13 protein-coding genes and 1 pseudogene are annotated in these 16,000 nt (G+C 63.1%); 6 read left to right on the forward strand and 8 right to left on the reverse strand.

The annotated features are described in order from the left end of the window. Nucleotides 1–166 precede the first annotated feature (166 nt). Complete coding sequence (locus FJ527_RS12995) at nt 167–616, forward strand: GatB/YqeY domain-containing protein (protein ID WP_140789556.1); 450 nt, start codon at nt 167–169, stop codon at nt 614–616. A 64-nt stretch (nt 617–680) separates the two neighbouring features. Here the strand turns inward: FJ527_RS12995 and FJ527_RS13000 are convergent, their stop codons facing one another. Further along, nucleotides 681–1,598 carry a LysR family transcriptional regulator gene (locus FJ527_RS13000; protein ID WP_140823267.1) on the reverse strand — a complete coding sequence of 306 codons (918 nt, stop codon included), beginning with the start codon at nt 1,596–1,598 and terminating at the stop codon, nt 681–683. A gap of 100 nt (nt 1,599–1,698) precedes the next feature. On the opposite strand from FJ527_RS13000, the gene FJ527_RS13005 reads away from it, so the two are divergent. Continuing rightward, complete coding sequence (locus tag FJ527_RS13005; RefSeq protein WP_140823268.1) at nt 1,699–2,490, forward strand: alpha/beta fold hydrolase; 792 nt, start codon at nt 1,699–1,701, stop codon at nt 2,488–2,490. Nucleotides 2,491–2,517: 27 nt separating this feature from the next. On the opposite strand, the gene FJ527_RS13010 is transcribed toward FJ527_RS13005, so the two are convergent. The 6 genes and pseudogenes from FJ527_RS13010 to FJ527_RS13035 all read right to left on the reverse strand — a co-directional run bounded on the left by FJ527_RS13010 (nt 2,518) and on the right by FJ527_RS13035 (nt 8,746). Beyond that, nucleotides 2,518–3,501 (reverse strand): hypothetical protein, encoded by a 984-nt coding sequence (locus tag FJ527_RS13010; RefSeq protein ID WP_140823269.1) that lies wholly within the window; start codon nt 3,499–3,501, stop codon nt 2,518–2,520. 359 nt (nt 3,502–3,860) lie between these two features. Continuing rightward, nucleotides 3,861–4,328 (reverse strand): annotated as a pseudogene (locus FJ527_RS29595) (hypothetical protein); the annotation flags it as partial. Between the two features lie 77 nt (nt 4,329–4,405). Continuing rightward, nucleotides 4,406–5,443 (reverse strand): P1 family peptidase, encoded by a 1,038-nt coding sequence (locus tag FJ527_RS13020; RefSeq protein WP_140823270.1) that lies wholly within the window; start codon nt 5,441–5,443, stop codon nt 4,406–4,408. Nucleotide 5,444: 1 nt separating this feature from the next. After that, entirely contained in the window at nt 5,445–6,629 is a 1,185-nt protein-coding gene (locus FJ527_RS13025) for an MFS transporter (protein ID WP_140823271.1), read from the reverse strand. A 113-nt stretch (nt 6,630–6,742) separates the two neighbouring features. Then, nucleotides 6,743–6,952 (reverse strand): DUF2061 domain-containing protein, encoded by a 210-nt coding sequence (locus FJ527_RS13030; protein ID WP_015316213.1) that lies wholly within the window; start codon nt 6,950–6,952, stop codon nt 6,743–6,745. 129 nt (nt 6,953–7,081) lie between these two features. Then, complete coding sequence (locus FJ527_RS13035; RefSeq protein ID WP_140823272.1) at nt 7,082–8,746, reverse strand: Na/Pi cotransporter family protein; 1,665 nt, start codon at nt 8,744–8,746, stop codon at nt 7,082–7,084. Between the two features lie 379 nt (nt 8,747–9,125). Here FJ527_RS13035 and FJ527_RS13040 point away from each other — a divergent pair, with 379 nt between their 5' ends. The 3 genes from FJ527_RS13040 to rpoD all read left to right on the forward strand — a co-directional run bounded on the left by FJ527_RS13040 (nt 9,126) and on the right by rpoD (nt 14,025). Next, nucleotides 9,126–9,494: an RcnB family protein gene (locus FJ527_RS13040; RefSeq protein WP_140823273.1), complete on the forward strand. Its 369-nt coding sequence runs from the start codon at nt 9,126–9,128 to the stop codon at nt 9,492–9,494. A gap of 144 nt (nt 9,495–9,638) precedes the next feature. Next, nucleotides 9,639–11,573, forward strand: a complete 1,935-nt coding sequence (gene dnaG, locus FJ527_RS13045; RefSeq protein WP_140721904.1) for a DNA primase — start codon at nt 9,639–9,641, stop codon at nt 11,571–11,573. 427 nt (nt 11,574–12,000) lie between these two features. Next, the gene (rpoD, locus tag FJ527_RS13050) at nt 12,001–14,025 is read left to right on the forward strand and encodes an RNA polymerase sigma factor RpoD (protein WP_140713786.1); all 2,025 of its coding nucleotides are present in this window, start codon (nt 12,001–12,003) and stop codon (nt 14,023–14,025) included. Nucleotides 14,026–14,084: 59 nt separating this feature from the next. On the opposite strand, the gene FJ527_RS13055 is transcribed toward rpoD, so the two are convergent. Then, nucleotides 14,085–15,143: a TauD/TfdA family dioxygenase gene (locus FJ527_RS13055; RefSeq protein WP_140823274.1), complete on the reverse strand. Its 1,059-nt coding sequence runs from the start codon at nt 15,141–15,143 to the stop codon at nt 14,085–14,087. Nucleotides 15,144–15,492: 349 nt separating this feature from the next. Between FJ527_RS13055 and FJ527_RS13060 the strand changes: the two genes are divergently transcribed. After that, on the forward strand, nt 15,493–15,786 hold the full coding sequence (locus tag FJ527_RS13060) for a GYD domain-containing protein (protein ID WP_015316219.1): 294 nt from the start codon (nt 15,493–15,495) through the stop codon (nt 15,784–15,786). Nucleotides 15,787–16,000 lie beyond the last annotated feature (214 nt).

The following is a 16,000-nucleotide window of genomic DNA, read 5'->3' on the forward strand; positions in this document are numbered from 1 at the left end:
GCAAGGCCCAGTACATAGGGGAAGGGGGCAGGGCGGTCAATGATCATGCGAAACGCGGCCGCGATTTATTTCATTGAGGAATATCATAGGCTTGCCCTGGCATATCAGGGTTTGCGTTGGCCTGTCCCCGGCGCTATTGTCCGCGCCGACCGAAGGAGAGAGAGCAATGCGCGCGAAAATCGCCGAATCCCTGAAGACCGCGATGAAGGCGCAGGACAAGCACCGGCTGCCGACATTGCGGCTGATCCAGGCCGCCATCCACGACCGCGACATCGCCAATCGCGGTGCCGGCAAGGAACCCGCCAGCGATGAGGAGATCCTGCAGATCCTGGCCAAGATGGTGAAGCAGCGCGAGGAATCGGCCAAGGCATTCGAGGACGGCAAGCGCCCGGAACTGGCCGCCCAGGAACGCGGCGAGATGGAGATCATCCGCGGCTTCCTGCCGACGCAGCTCGACGAGGCGGCGGTTACGGCGGCGGCGCGCGAGGCGATCGCGGCGACCGGTGCGGCCAGCCAGAAGGACATGGGCAAGGTGATCGCGGCGCTGAAGCAGAAATATGCCGGCCAGATGGATTTCGGCAAGGCGAGCGGCATCGTCAAGGGGTTGTTGCAGTAGGGCTTTTTACCCTCGCATCGTCGTCTTCCAACACGGCCACTCGACGCCAAGCCGCGGCTTGCTGTTAGACCCGAGGCTCCAACGCGCGGCGCAATGCGGGTGCTTCCCGCTGGATATGGACCCACAAGCGATTGGCGATCGGGCCGTGCGGCCGGTCGCGGCGGCGCGCCACCACCAATTCGTCGGTGCGGCCCGGCAGATGACTGCCGGCTATGGACAACAGCTGGCCGTCGCGCAGCTCTTCCGCGATCAGGAAGTGAGGCAGGTGGCCCCAGCCGAGCCCTTGCAGGATGAGTTCCTTCTTCATGGCCTGATCGGGGACCAGGCATTGCGGCGCCCCCTCGGCTACGAAGTAATCCTGTCGTGGCGAATGCAGGGCGGTGTCGCGCATCACGCACTGGGTGAATGCCTGCATCTTCTCCAGTGTGACCGGTTGTTCGACGCGCTCCGGCAGAAAGCCCGGCGCCACGACGGGAATGAACGACACCTTGCTGATATCGATCCATTCCACCCGTACGTCGCCCTTGTCGATCCAGTGCAGGATGAGATCGGCTTTGTCGTCAAAAAGGCGTTCCCACGGGCCGCCGACGGCTTCGAAATGGAGATGCAGCCGCGTGCCGGGGCACTGGGCGAAGAACCGTCCGAGCATGCCCAGTACGTGCGGGCGCGGGCAGAGGTCGCCGATCACGACGTGGATATCGCTTTCCTCACCCATCGACAGCTGGGCGGCGTGGATGCTCAGGCCTTCCAGTTCGCGCAGCAGCGATTGCGCCCGTCGATGGAACGACAGCCCCGCTTCCGTCGCCCGTACGCGATAGCCGCCGCGATCCAGGAGGACGAGATCAAGCTGTCGTTCGAGCCTGGCGACAGCGGCGAACACCGCCGGATGCGAGCGATGGAGCAGGGCCGCGGCCGGCTGAAAGCCGCCGCTGCGGATCACCGAGTCGAAGCACTGGAGGTCGTGCAAGGTGAATTCGGCCATGTCAGCTTTGATTACAGAGATTGTCCTATCTTTGTAATATCACCAAATCCCAGCCACAGCTACGCTTTGCCTCATTCAACGTTCCAAAAGGATTTTAATCATGAGTGAGCTGAATTTCGTGACTGTCGGTGACGGCACGCGCATTGCCTACCAGCTCGACGGTGACGCTGGGCAACCGGTGCTGGTGCTGTCCAACTCCATCGCCACGACGCTGCACATGTGGGATGGCCAGATCGGCGAACTGTCCAGGCATTTCCGCGTTCTGCGCTACGATTTTCGCGGCCATGGCGGATCGAGCGTGCCGGTCGGCGCCTATTCGCTCGACCGGCTTGGCCGCGACGTGATCGAACTCATCGATGCGCTCGGCCTTGGCCGGGTGCATTTCCTCGGCCTGTCGCTGGGCGGTTTCGTTGGGCAGTGGCTCGGCATCCACGCGCCCGAGCGGATCGACCGGCTGATCCTGAGCAACACTTCATCTCACCTCTCGCCGGCAAGTTATTTCGACGAGCGGATCGCCGTCGTGCGACAGGCGCCGGACATGTCGGAAACCGCCGAAGTGTTCCTCAACAACTGGTTCCCGGCCGGCATGGTGGCGGCCAACGAGCCCGTCATCGAGAAATTCCGCGCCATGTTGCTTGAGATCGACCGTCTGGGCCTGGCGGGTCTGTTCGCCGCGGTTCGCGACGCCGACCTTCGCCGCACGGTGGCCCTGATCAACCGGCCGACATTGGTAATCGCCGGCCAGCATGACACGGTGACGGCGGCCAGCCACAGCGAACTGATCGCGGCAGCCGTGCCCGGGGCCAAGCTTGTCGTGCTGCCCGCGGTTCACCTGTCGAACGTGGAATACCCCACCGAGTTCATGCAGGCCGTGCTCGATTTCCTGCACTGAGCCGGAGCAGGGTGCCGTGGGTCCATCTCACGGCTCCTTGCACATCGGCAGTGGCTGCGGCGGCGCCGCCGGATGGTCCTTCTTGTACTGGGCAATGACCGGCTCAAGGGTTTTTCGCGGCCAGAATTTCGGCGTACCGATCTCCTTCAGGCAGGATGCGTTCCAGTAGGTGCCGGAAGCGGAATGGCCGTTTGCCACGGCGGCGATGTCGCGCGATTCCGGATAGATATAGAGCGTGGTGGGGTTGTCCTTCACCATCGAGATGAGCTGCCTGGCATCGGCCGGCAACCAGCTGGTGCAGCCATTGCTGCGGCCGCCGGCATAGTCCACCAGCCTGCCGAACGGCACGAAGCCGTCATGGTCGGCATAGGAACTGCTCGGGCTCTTGCGCAGGCACATGCCGCGCAGCACCTGCGCCGCGTGGCCGCCGATCACGCGCTGCCTTGCGTTGGCGGCTTCGCCTTCGCCGTCGAACTGGATGAAGGTGCGCTGGAAGGCCACGTCCTGTTTGGCGCCGATGCGATAATAGCCCTTGAACGAGGTTTTCGCCTCGCGGGTCATGTAGGGACCGCCGGCGGTCAGTTCCGAATCCATGGCATTGCCGAAATTCCTGGCGCAGCGCCTGCCATTGGAGAAATCCACCGTGCCTTTCAGGTTGCGGCCGCCGCCGTGACCCGACGAAATTGCGCGAAACGACTGGCTGGCCTCGCATACGACATAGTAGCGGCGCCCGAGCACGCCATTGCCCAAATCGCCGGGACGGGTGGCGTCCATGGCGAAGTAGCAGGGGTTCCGGACGACGCCCTGGGCGACTTTTTTCAGGTAAAGCGCGCGCGCCCGCTCCAGCACCACTTGTGAAATCTGGCCATCGCCATCTCCGACATGGGCCTGCAGCCAGGCCGGAATGGCCGATGGCGCGGCAAAGGACCGGGCCGATGCCATCAAGGCCATGACGACGACGAGGAGACCGAGGAACGTAACGACACCCAACGGGACAGATCTCAACCGCACCGGACCCATTCTCCTGTCGAAGCCGTTTGTGATCCCCACGGAATCACCCGAGGCGATCATAAAGCGCGGCGCGCCGTCAGGCGAAACACATCTTGTTTAGCGCACCGGCAAGTAGGCGCGAAAAGACCAGGCCGACGCGCAACCATCCATAAACGGACATGCTGGGTCAAGGCTTGCGGCGGGAGCCTCCATATCTACGAACGGTAGTGGGTCAGTTTGAATTTGCCGAGTTGGTCGGCGTCGCGTGCCTCTCGGGCTAAAGCGTTGAGAGGAACGCAGTTGTGAGAAGGCTACATAAGCCAACAACCCACAGGGCGATCAAGATTTTTGCATCTCTTTTCCGGTGAATGAAGAAGTAACTAAGATACCCTCCTTGCCGATCTATGAGAGGCCAGTCTTTGAGAACTATTCGACCAATAAAGATAAGAAATAGGATTATAGGTATGATGGTACTGAATCCAAACAGGTTTGTGAAAAACCCATTTGGGCCCACCATCTGTTGCATAATGCTGCTCCCCAATGCGCTGGTCCGGTACAGGCCTAAGCCCGCTTTTTATAGGACCGCGCACCACTGGCTCCTCGGCTTCCTTCGCCTCGATCAGCGCAACGATGTCCGCGATCTCCCAAAGCTTGTCAGTGACGCCAGCATCGCAGGGGCCATGCGCAGAGAAGCATGGATGCGAACAAAATTGTAGTACATAAAGTGAAGTGCAACCGCGTTGGCGTGAGCTTCAACCTTTCTTTGAGAAGCCGTTGGTCAGGCGCGTGAAGCGGCGCATGTGCATCCGCATTGTAAGGTTCTGGCGCTCCGCCAAAGACGTGGAGAGCCTGCGGTTTCGGATCGATTTGTAAGAGACCGTTTGGAAACTCCACGCCGGCGGCCATCTGATGGCGTTTTCCGCGCCTATCGCCTTTCGGGCTGGTCGCGCAGCCAGTCGGCGAGCGATGCGCGATGGGTGCCGGCCCTGCCGGTGAATGCCTCGGCGGACAGCATGGAGTTCAGCACCGCCTCCTGCGTCGCTTCCGCCGCCGCCCGGAACAGGATGTCGATGCGTGCTTCGTTGAGCGCGAGCAGCGGCACCAGATCGCGGTTTTCATCGTGGTCGACCGGGTTGCCGGTGCTGAAGGCGATGGCGATGTCCCCGCTGCCATTGCCCCAGAAGGAACCGAGCCTGGCGATGCCGGCGCCCGCACGGCGCGCCAGGCGCTCGAGCTGGCGGTGTTCGAGCGGCACATCGGTCGCCAGAACGACGATGATCGAGCCGCGTTCGGCCTCGGCCTGCCGCCTGGGGTCGGGCCGGCGCCCATCGGGCAGGACGAGGTCGCCGGCCCTGCCGAAATTCGACAGGACGAGAACGCCAAGATGATGTCCGCCGGCGAGCGCGATTTTCCTGGAGGCCGAGCCGACGCCGCCCTTGAAGCCGAAGCAGCTCATTCCCGTTCCGGCGCCGATATTGCCCTGTTCGAACGCGCCTTCTCGGGCATCCGCCAGCGCGGCAAGGGCATGCTGCTCTGATATTGCCATGGCCTGGATGTCGTTCAACGGACCGTCATTGCATTCACCGACCACCGGATTGACCGTTCCGGTGGTGCGGCCGATATCGGGGTTCTGGCGGATGGCGTCACGGATCAGCGCCGTGGCGCAGGTGCCGACCGAGAGCGTGTTGGTCAAGAGAATAGGCGTCTCGATGGTGCCGAGTTCCTTGACCTGCATCAGCCCGACGGTCTTGCCAAAGCCATTGATGACATGGCTTGCCGCCGTCACCTTGCTGCGGAACAGGTTTCCGCCATGCGGCAGGATCGCGGTCACGCCGGTGTTGATGTCGCCGTCGCGCAGCGTGCGGTGACCGACGCGCACGCCAGGCACATCGGTGATCGCGTTGTGCGGGCCCGCCGGCAAGTTGCCGCAGGTCAGGCCGAAATCGGCGACAGTCCTTGCCATGTTATTCGGCGGCCGCCGGTACTGGCGGGCCGATGTCGCTGCGCCGTTCCCAGAGATGGGAGATGACAGCCACGATGACGGCGACCAGCATCGCAGAGGCGCCAACAAGCGACAGGCTGCGATAGCCGTAGCCGGCATTGAGCATGGCGGCGCCCAGCGATGCGGCCAGCGCGATGCCGATATTGAAGCCGGACGGGATGAGCGAGGCGGCGAGGTTCGAGGCGTCCGCCGTCCAAGCCAGGATCCGGGTCTGGATCGGCGTGCCGATGGCGAAGTTGAGGCCGCCCCAGACGATGATCGCGACGACCATCGGCACGGGATAGGGGCTGACGGCATAGATAATGGCCAGCGTCACCGCCTGCAGGGCAAGCATGGTGATCAGCGACGGCATCAGTTTCCAGTCGGACAGTTTGCCGCCCAGGAAGACGCCAAGCGTGGCGCCGACGCCGTTGAGCAGCAGCACCCAGGGCACCAGGTTTTCATCGAGCCCGGTGACCTCCAGCAGCGTTGGGGTGATGTAGGTGAACAGGCAGAACTGGCCGAGCATCAGCATCAGCATCAGGATCAGCGAAGTCCAGACCTGCTGGCGCGCCAGGACGCGGACCTCGCTGGCAAGGCTCGCCGACCTGGCCTGATATCCGGTGGTGCGCGGCAGCAAGGCCGCCATGGCGAGCGTTGCCGCCACGCCCAGCGCGCACATCACCCAGAAGGTCGCGCGCCAGCCCCAGATGTTGCCGATGGCGGTGCCGGCCGGCACGCCGATGACGTTGGAGACGGTGAGACCCGACAGGATGACGGCGACCGCCATGCCGCGCTGATCCTCGCGCACAAGGCCGACGGCGACCACCATGGCGACGCCGAAATAGGCGCCATGCGCGACAGCCACGGCAATGCGCAGCAACAGCATCGAGGCGAAGTCGGGTGCCAGCGCGCAGGCCGCCTGGCCGAGGGTGAAGACGACGGCGAGGCCAAGCAGCAAGGTCTTGCGCGATAGGCTCTTGGTGGCAAGCGCCAGCAGCGGCCCGCCGATGGCGATGCCGCAGGCATAACCGGAGACGAGATAGCCGGCGGAAGGAACCGAAACGCCTAGCCCCTGCGCCACCTGCGGCAGCACGCCGGCGATGACGAATTCGGTGGTGCCGAAAGCGAAGGCGGCGATGAACAGGGCGATGAGCGGCAGCGACATGAAAAGGAACCCCCGAATGCAGGGCTCAAACCATGGATGGCCGTAGCAGGCAATCCAGAAATTTTTATCGCCGGTTTAGGTTTTCTTGACGGGACCCATCGATCGCAAGCCCATCAGGTGACGGACTTGCGTCCGTAAGGAATCTTCAGCCATGCCCGCTCATGAAAATAATAGAGCAGCGACTTGGTGAAGACCTCCGTCACCCCGATGGCGGCCGCAAGCTTGATGCTTCCGGTCACCACCAGCGAGATGATCATCGTATCGATGGTGCCGGTCACGCGCCAGGAAAGCGCCTTGGCGAAACTGCGCGAATGGGTATCCATCGATTTCCTCCCGGTGGAAACGGATGCTTAGCCGACGGATGGCTGGATAAGCAAAGGCTAAATTTGGCGCTCTTCCCGAATGATGGAAGCGTGTTCCAAATCGGTGCGATTGCAGGAAGCTTCCGCCAGTCAGCTCGCCTTCAGCCGCGATCCCGTGAGCAGGCCGCGCTCTTCCAGAACCGGGTAGGCCATCGAGGCCAGCAGCGAGTTGATCTGCTTCAGGTCGCGGATGGTGTCGAGGTGGATCGAGCTGGTTTCGACGCTTTTGGCGGTGCCTTCGCGCAGGCGCATAAAATGGCTGGCGCTGGTTTCCTTCTCGCGGTCGCGCAGCCGGTCCTTTTCCAGCACGAGCTGGCGCGCGGTTTCGGGATCGCGCGAGACAAGGACGTTGAAGGCGAGCCGGGCATTGGCCAACACCGAGCCATGGAAGGCGCACAATTCGCTCCAGCCTTCGTCGGTGAATTCCAGCCCGCGGTCGAATTTCTTCTTCACATGCACCAGCATGTTGCGCACGATGATGTCGCCGACCTGCTCGAGCTTGACGCAGGCGCCGATCAGCTCCTGGCAGCGCAGCGCCTCGTCTTCGGTCATCGGATTCCTGGTGACCTTGGCGAGGTAGAGCTTTATGGCCGCGTGCCTGCGGTCGACACGGTCGTCGAGGGCCGCCAGCGCCTTGATCTTGTCCGAGTCGGCGTCCTCGTAGAGTTCGATGATGCGCTTGAGCATGATCTCGACCGTCTCGCAGACACGCACCACCTCGCGTGTGGCGTTGGCCAGGGCCTGGCTCGGCACATCGATCGCGCTTTCGTTGAGCGCCGACAGTTCGACGACGTCGAGCGCAGCGGCCGGCGCCGGTTTGGCGCCGAGCGCCACGATCCTTTCGGAGGCTCGGTAGACCAGACCGGCCAGCGGCAGGCCGGCGAGCAGGATGACCACGTTGAACAGGATATGAGCGTTGACGATCTGATCGGCCGCCGTCGGGCCGAGGAAGGCAACATGCGGCCGGAAGATCATGAACAGGATCAGCATGACCAGCGAACCCAGCCCGCGCATCAAAAGGTTGCCGACCGGCACGACGCGCACTTCGGGACTGGCCGAGCGTGTCAGCATCGGCGCGATCAGCGACGAACCGAGATTGACGCCGAGGATGAGGACAAGGCCGAGTTCAGGGCTGATCAGCCCACGGCCGGCCAGCGTCGCCATCAACAGCACCGCCGCGATGCTCGACTGGAACAGCCAGGTGATCATTGCCGCCAGCAGGTAAGCGGTGATGGAATCGGTGGAGAAGTAATTGAGGATGACCGGCAGCAGCTGGCTGTTGCGCAGCGGCTCGGACGCCTGGCCGATCATTTCGAGGGACAGGATCAGGAGACCGATGCCGACCAGGATGCGGCCGGTCTGGCGCCAGTCGCGCCGCTCCGTGGCCATGAACATCACCGTGCCGGCAATCAGGCAGAGCGGCACCAACAGCGTGAGGTCGAAGGTCAGAAGCTTGACCACCAGAGCCGAGCCGATCTCGGCGCCACGCACGGCCAACTGACCGGCGGCGCCCGAGACGATGCCTGAACCGGCGAAGGAGCCGACCAGCAAGGTGACGGCGGTGGAGCTTTGCAGCGCGATCGCAAGGCCGGTGCCGGCCAGCACCGCCATGATCGGATTGCGCATGGTGGCGCGCAGGCGATGACGCAGCACGTCGCCATAGGCCCGCTCGACGCCGGTCTTGACCAGGCGGGTGGCAAACAGCATCAGCGCCACCGCGCCGGCCAGGTGCAGAAGGACGACGGAGCCGCTCATCGCGGCGCCTGCATGCCGGCATGGCGCGTGCGGCGGGCAGCATGGCGACCGGTGGTTAAAGCGAGGGTACGAATCATGGTCATGGCAGCCTTGGAATATAGTCGGAATATTTTAGCCGGGTAATAAAAATTTGTCGATTTCAAGGGCTCGCCGCGAGGCGACAGCCGGTGTCGGAAAATGGACGGGCCCCCAAATGGTTGCACGGGCTTGAGCCGTGGATCTGGCGGACCTGGGAGGGTGTTGGCGCCGCTCCTTGCGCTTATGTTCAAATATTCGAACTAAGCAGCGAGATTCATTACACAATTGTAATGCTGACGTTCAGTTTCGGTTCATCCCCTGGCCGCTATTCCTCTGGCATCGACAACCAAGGAGACTTCCCATGAAACGCATTGTGCTTTCCGCTCTGGCTTTCTCGATGCTGGCCGCCACCTCACTCACCGGCCAGGCAGCGCCGATGAATGCTCCGGTCGCGCCGCAGTCGAACTACACCAAGGTCGACTGGCAGAGGCCCGGCGACCACCGGGATATGAAAAAACGTGTCTTCAAGAAGAAGGTCGTGGTGAAGCGGAGCAACTGGCGCAATGGCCAGAAATATTCCGGCTGGAGGCAGCACCGGCCGATCCGCGACTATGGCCGCTATGGCCTGCACCATCCCGGCCGCGGCCAGGAATGGATCCGCGTCGGCAACGACTATGTGCTGGTCGGCATCCTCTCCGGCGTCATCTTCGGCGCGCTTGCCGCGCAGTAAGTTCCGACTGGTGCCGGACTGAAAAAGAAAGGCGGTCCGCAATGGCCGCCTTTCTATCTGGCCTGTGGAAACCGGGCATCGTCCGCATTAGGGGTCGTCTGAGATCGCGGGCATGATTATATGGTGGGGAAACGAGTTCCCTCAATGCGCTTTCCACCCGCCTTTCTCGACGAGATCCGCGACCGCGTGCCGATTTCATCGGTTATCGGCCAGCGCGTCGCGTGGGATCGCAAAAAGACCAATGCCTCGCGTGGCGATTATTGGGCGTGCTGCCCGTTTCATGGCGAAAAGAGCCCGTCTTTCCACTGCGAGGACAAGAAGGGGCGTTACCACTGTTTCGGCTGCTCGGTCTCGGGCGACCATTTCAAGTTCCTCACCGAACTCGAGGGATTGAGCTTTCCCGAGGCCGTCGAGAAGATCGCCGACATGGCCGGCGTGCCGATGCCGGTTCGCGATGCGCAGGAAGAACGGCGCGAGAAGGAACGCGCCAGCCTGACCGACGTCATGGAAATGGCGACCGTCTTCTTCCAGGAGCGCCTGCAAGGGCCTGAAGGCGCCAAAGCCCGCGCCTATCTGCGCGACCGTGGGCTGACGCCCGCGACGCAGCAGTCGTTCCGGCTCGGCTTCGCGCCCGACAGCCGCAATGCGCTGAAGGAACATCTGGCGGCCAAGGGCGTGCCGAAGGCCGATATCGAGGCCTGCGGGCTGGTGCGCCATGGCGACGATATCCCGGTCTCCTATGACTGGTTCCGCGACCGCATCATGTTCCCGATCCCGGATTCGCGCGGCAAGATCATCGCCTTCGGCGGTCGCGCGCTGGCGCCCGATGCGCTCGCCAAATACATGAACTCGCCCGACACCGAGCTCTTCCACAAGGGCAATGTGCTCTACAATTTCGCCCGCGCCCGCAAGGCATTGGCGAAAGGCGGTACGGTCATCGCCGTCGAGGGCTACATGGACGTGATCGCGCTGGCGCAGGCCGGCTTTGAGAATGTCGTGGCGCCGCTCGGTACCGCGCTTACCGAAAACCAGCTCGAATTGTTGTGGCGCATGGCGCCGGAGCCGATGCTGTGCTTCGACGGCGACAAGGCCGGGCTGAAGGCGGCGTGGCGGGCCGCCGACATGGCGCTTCCGTCGGTACAGGCCGGACGCTCGGCGCGCTTCGCGCTGCTGCCGGAAGGCAAGGATCCCGACGACCTGGTCAAGGCCGAGGGGCCGGATGCCTTCCGCGCCGTGCTGGCCGATGCGCGGCCGCTGGTCGACCTCCTGTGGATGCGGGAGACGGCGGGCGGCGTCTTCGACACGCCGGAGCGGCGGGCGGAATTGGGACAGACGCTGCGGGAACTCAGCAGCCGCATCCGCGACGAAAGCACGCGCTACCACTACCAGCAGGAAATGCGCGAACGGGTGCAGAGCTTCTTCGGCTCCCAGCGCAATGCGCGCCAAGGCCGCCAGGACTGGAAACCGGGGCAGGGCAAGGCAGCCGCACCCGGTGGCCAATTCGCCAAGCCTGGCGGCGGCCGCATGGCGATCACCGAAAGCCTCGGCCAGTCGGCGCTGGTCAAGCGCGGCAGCGAAGGGATGTCGGTGCGCGAGGCGACGATCATCGTCGCCTTGATCAACCATCCGGCGCTGATCGACGAGAACTTCGCTCATGTCGAGTTCCTCGATCTCGCCAATTCCGATCTGACCCGGCTGCATGCCGCCATCCTCGACGCGATGGCGCATGACATGGCCAACGACCGCCACGCCGTGGTGGCGACGATCGAGCGCGCCGGCTGCGCCGAGATCTGGGAGCGCGCCGTCGGCCTGATCAAGCGGGCGCGGCAATGGCCGGCGCTGGAGACGGCGGCGCTCGAGGATGCCCGCGACGCCCTGAACCAGGCGTTGCACTTGCAGCGCAGCGCGCGCACCTTACATAAGGAACTGAAACAGGCGGAAGCGGCGCTCGAGGCGGACCCTTCGGACGAAAATTTCCGCCATCTGATCGAAATTCAGGCGCAGTTTCAGGATGTACAAGCGACGGAAGCGCTGATCGAAGGATTTGGCGTTTCGTCGGGCAGGGCTGGGCGGGCCTAAGTGCAGCTGAGTGCAGGAATGAAGGCGCGGCCGCGCTTCCCTTGGGGGCGCGGTGCGCTAAGTCGGGTAATTGATTCGCTTTTTTCATGCGAATCATGCCAGAGGCGCTTGACCTTCGGACAGAATGACGGAATCAGGACGATTCGAAACGTTAACCCGCACCCGCGTCGACGGGAAACAAGCGATGCAAGGTACTTGGTCACTGGACAGGCGGCCCGCCTGCCACAGATATCAGGGTTAATCTGGACTTAATGTATGCCGCCCAAGAGTGAAACCCGGTTTTGGGGCAACGGCATGCACCAAACAAAAGAGTGGATGCAGTTTGTGGGCCGGGTAAGGCGCGTTTAGAAAAACGGGCGTATCCGATTTGACTGGTCCGACAGCTTACGCGGCCCCGATGGCCGGCCGCTAGGAGAAGATAAAGACTATGGCGACAAAGGAAAAGGAAGAGGTCGAGACCGAACGCGAAGGCGCCACCGATGGGCCTCTGCTCGACCTTTCCGATGATGCTGTCAAGAAGATGATCAAGGCCGCCAAGAAGCGCGGCTATGTCACCATGGACGAGCTGAATTCGGTGCTGCCTTCCGAGGAAGTGACCTCCGAGCAGATCGAGGACACGATGGCGATGCTGTCCGACATGGGCATCAACGTCGTCGAGGATGACGAACAGGGCGAAGAGGCCGAGGCCGGCGACACCGCCGCCGATGCCGAGGAAGACGCCAACGAGCTGGCCGAGCAGACCGGCACCGCGGTCGCCGCCACCACCACCAAGAAAGAGCCGACCGACCGCACCGACGATCCGGTGCGCATGTATTTGCGCGAGATGGGCTCGGTCGAGCTTCTGTCGCGCGAAGGCGAAATCGCCATCGCCAAGCGCATCGAGGCCGGCCGCGAGACGATGATTGCGGGCCTGTGCGAAAGCCCGCTGACCTTCCAGGCCATCATCATCTGGCGCGACGAGCTCAACGAATCCAAGATCCTGCTGCGCGAGATCATCGACCTCGAAGCCACCTATGCCGGCCCCGAAGCCAAGCAGGCGCCGGTGGTCGAACGCGTCGAGGAAGCACCCAAGGTCGAGGAAAAGTCGCGTCGCGGACGCGATGACGAAGACGACATCACCAATGTCGGCGCCGACACGCGCGGCATCGGCGATGATGACGAGGAAGACGAGGACGAGGCGAGCCTGTCGCTGGCGGCGATGGAAGCGGAACTCCGCCCTCAGGTGATGGAGACGCTCGACGTCATCGCCGACACTTACAAGAAGCTCAGGAAGCTGCAGGACCAGCAGGTCGAGAACCGTCTGGCCGCCGCCGGCACGCTGTCGCCCAGCCAGGACCGCCGGCTGAAGGAGCTGAAGGACCAGCTGATCAAGGCGGTGAAGTCGCTGTCGCTCAACACGGCGCGTATCGAGGCGCTGGTCGAGCAGCTCTACGACATCAACAAGCGGCTGGTGCAGAACGAGGGCAAGCTGTTGCGCCTGGCCGAAAGCTATGGCGTGCGCCGCGAGGAATTCCTGAAGGAATATCAGGGCTCCGAACTCGACCCCAACTGGACGCGCTCGATCGCCAACCTGACCTCGCGCGGCTGGAAGGAATTCACCAAGAACGAGAAGGACGCGATCAAGGATTTGCGCGCCGAGATCCAGAATCTGGCCACGGAAACGGCCATTTCGATCCTGGAATTCCGAAAGATCGTCAACCAGGTGCAGAAGGGCGAGCGCGAAGCCGCGATCGCCAAGAAGGAAATGGTCGAGGCCAATCTGCGCCTCGTCATCTCCATCGCCAAGAAATACACCAATCGTGGCCTGCAGTTCCTCGACCTGATCCAGGAAGGCAATATCGGCCTGATGAAGGCCGTCGACAAATTCGAGTACCGCCGCGGCTACAAGTTCTCGACCTACGCGACATGGTGGATCAGGCAGGCGATCACGCGTTCGATCGCCGACCAGGCGCGCACCATCCGCATTCCGGTGCACATGATCGAGACGATCAACAAGATCGTGCGCACCTCGCGCCAGATGTTGCACGAGATCGGCCGCGAGCCGACGCCGGAGGAACTGGCCGAGAAGCTCGCCATGCCGCTCGAAAAAGTGCGCAAGGTCTTGAAGATCGCCAAGGAGCCGATCTCGCTCGAAACGCCTGTGGGCGACGAGGAGGATTCGCATCTGGGCGATTTCATCGAGGACAAGATGGCGATCCTGCCGATCGACGCGGCGATCCAGGCCAATCTGCGCGAGACCACCACGCGCGTTCTGGCTTCGCTCACCCCGCGCGAGGAGCGCGTGTTGCGCATGCGCTTCGGCATCGGCATGAACACCGACCACACGCTGGAAGAGGTCGGCCAGCAGTTCTCGGTCACCCGCGAGCGTATCCGCCAGATCGAAGCCAAGGCGCTGCGCAAGCTCAAGCACCCGAGCCGCTCGCGCAAGCTGCGCAGCTTCCTCGATAGCTGAGTTCATTTTTGTCGCGAACAGTTAAGGGCGCCGATCGGCGCCCTTTTTCGTTTCGGGCGTCAAAGCAACGGCACGTTCAGCCGCGCGCCCTTGACGGTGATGCCGCCCCGGTTGCCGATCTCTATCGAGCCATAGCGCTGCCGGAAGCAGTCCGGCAGCGGACGGTCGCCGGGGACCGACAGCCACAGGCGCAGCATATGGCGCCGCTTGTCGGGATCCGGCCAATCGCGAAAGCCCATGCGGTCGTGAAGCAGCGAATGATTGTAGACGAACTGCATGTCGCCAGGCCGGAGCCGCATCGACAGGTTCAGCCTGACATCATTGGCAAGGCTGTCGAAAAGATCCAGCGCCTCGACATGGGCTGGAGTGAGGCGCATGGCATCGGGAAAGCGTTGCGCGCTGTCGATATACTGACGCTGATAGATGCCGGTCAGCAGTCCGGCATGCCAGTTGAGCACCGGGATTTCGAAGTAGGGCTTTTCGCCTTCCGGGATCTCGCCACGCCGGTCGGTGGCAATCGGATCGAACAGCAGGGGAACCAGATCGGGCCGTCTCTTGCGCATCTCGTTGTAGATCGTCACCGTGCTCACCAGCAGGGACTCGCCGCCCTGCCTGGCATCGCGCAGGCAGAGCAGGCCGACGACATCGGCGGAATCGGTGTGAAATGTCTGGCGTTCCGACGTCTGGTAGATGCGTGTCCTGGAATCCCTGGGGTCGGCCCCGATGTCGCGGACATGGCCGAGTATGTGGCCCTGGGCATTCTGGGACCGAGCGCTTCCCAGGTGGGCGCCAACCCCGCGGAAGATCGTTGCCGTCATCTCGGCGGAATATCTCTCGACCGGGAGACCGCGCAGCACCTCGAAGCCAATTCCGGCAATCAGTTTTTCGCGAAGCGCGGCAAGGTGGCCGGCAAGCCGGGGCAAGGGGAAATCAGCCTTGGTCAGACTGCCGATATCGTGCGAGCCGGCGAGAAAGCCGGTTGCGGCAGCTTCCAACTCCGCGACGTCCTCTGGCTCCAGGTCGACCAGCCATTTTTCAGGATGCTTCGCCATGTCCTCGCCGATCCAGGCGGCGGGAATTTCGATCTGTTCCGGCGGCAGCTCTGATGTCTCGCGCATGAAGCTCTCCTGCGGCTGGATTGGCCCCGGATGGGGTATTGCCGGCCTGGGGGCCACGACGGAGATTGCCGCAATCCGGCGGGTTTTTAAACCGGCTTTACCTGAACGCCGCCGGCTGATTTGCGGTTGATGCCTGCCCGCGCCTTTGTTGTGTCGGCTGGCGGGAGGTCGCGCTCACTCGGCATTGGGTTCCCGCGCAGTAGCGCTTGCAGGACGTCGGCAGCGGGAGGATACTCCGGCGTCGGATGCATTTTCGGGCGACAACCCCGGAAGCCAGCCCCGGCCGAGGCCGTGTCGACAAGCCCATGGCCTGAGTGCCGTGCTCCGTGGCCCCGGAGAGAGGCCTACCATGACGACCTACATCATGCTGATGAACTGGACCGAGCACGGCGCCAAGAACGTGCGCGACTCGCCCAAGCGCCTCGACGCCGCCAGGAAGCAACTGGGCGAGATGGGAGGATCGTTCAAGTCGTTCTACCTGACCATGGGCGAATTCGACATGGTGGCGGTGGTCGAGGCGCCCGACGATGCGGTGCTGGCGCGTTTCGCGCTGATGCTGGCCGCGGGCGGCAATATCAGGTCGCAGACGATGAAGGCTTTCCCGGAGCTCGCTTACCGCGAGATCATCTCGTCGCTTGGATGACGGTATCCGCCTTGCGCAAACAGGTCGGCACGGCCAATCCCGCATCGGTCCATTGCGCAGCGATTGGCGGACGCCTGACAATCAAGAAGGACAAGGCCGGCAACGGTTTTGCCACCTGCCCAACGGGCGCCTCTGTGAAGAGTGGGCGCTGTTTCGCGACAACAGACGCGTCGGGCCGTCATGCATCGGAACTGAGGCGCGGACTTCCGTTGGG

This window comes from Mesorhizobium sp. B2-4-18, assembly GCF_006441385.1.
Lineage (GTDB): Bacteria > Pseudomonadota > Alphaproteobacteria > Rhizobiales > Rhizobiaceae > Mesorhizobium > Mesorhizobium australicum.

Excerpts from the sequence above, each read along its gene's own strand:
- FJ527_RS12995 (WP_140789556.1), top strand. The coding sequence starts at position 167 with ATGCGCGCGAAAATCGCCGAATCCCTGAAGACCGCGATGAAGGCGCAG.
- FJ527_RS13000 (WP_140823267.1), bottom strand. The coding sequence starts at position 1,598 with ATGGCCGAATTCACCTTGCACGACCTCCAGTGCTTCGACTCGGTGATC.
- FJ527_RS13005 (WP_140823268.1), top strand. The coding sequence starts at position 1,699 with ATGAGTGAGCTGAATTTCGTGACTGTCGGTGACGGCACGCGCATTGCC.
- FJ527_RS13020 (WP_140823270.1), bottom strand. The coding sequence starts at position 5,443 with ATGGCAAGGACTGTCGCCGATTTCGGCCTGACCTGCGGCAACTTGCCG.
- FJ527_RS13025 (WP_140823271.1), bottom strand. The coding sequence starts at position 6,629 with ATGTCGCTGCCGCTCATCGCCCTGTTCATCGCCGCCTTCGCTTTCGGC.
- FJ527_RS13030 (WP_015316213.1), bottom strand. The coding sequence starts at position 6,952 with ATGGATACCCATTCGCGCAGTTTCGCCAAGGCGCTTTCCTGGCGCGTG.
- FJ527_RS13035 (WP_140823272.1), bottom strand. The coding sequence starts at position 8,746 with ATGAGCGGCTCCGTCGTCCTTCTGCACCTGGCCGGCGCGGTGGCGCTG.
- FJ527_RS13040 (WP_140823273.1), top strand. The coding sequence starts at position 9,126 with ATGAAACGCATTGTGCTTTCCGCTCTGGCTTTCTCGATGCTGGCCGCC.
- dnaG (WP_140721904.1), top strand. The coding sequence starts at position 9,639 with ATGCGCTTTCCACCCGCCTTTCTCGACGAGATCCGCGACCGCGTGCCG.
- rpoD (WP_140713786.1), top strand. The coding sequence starts at position 12,001 with ATGGCGACAAAGGAAAAGGAAGAGGTCGAGACCGAACGCGAAGGCGCC.
- FJ527_RS13055 (WP_140823274.1), bottom strand. The coding sequence starts at position 15,143 with ATGCGCGAGACATCAGAGCTGCCGCCGGAACAGATCGAAATTCCCGCC.
- FJ527_RS13060 (WP_015316219.1), top strand. The coding sequence starts at position 15,493 with ATGACGACCTACATCATGCTGATGAACTGGACCGAGCACGGCGCCAAG.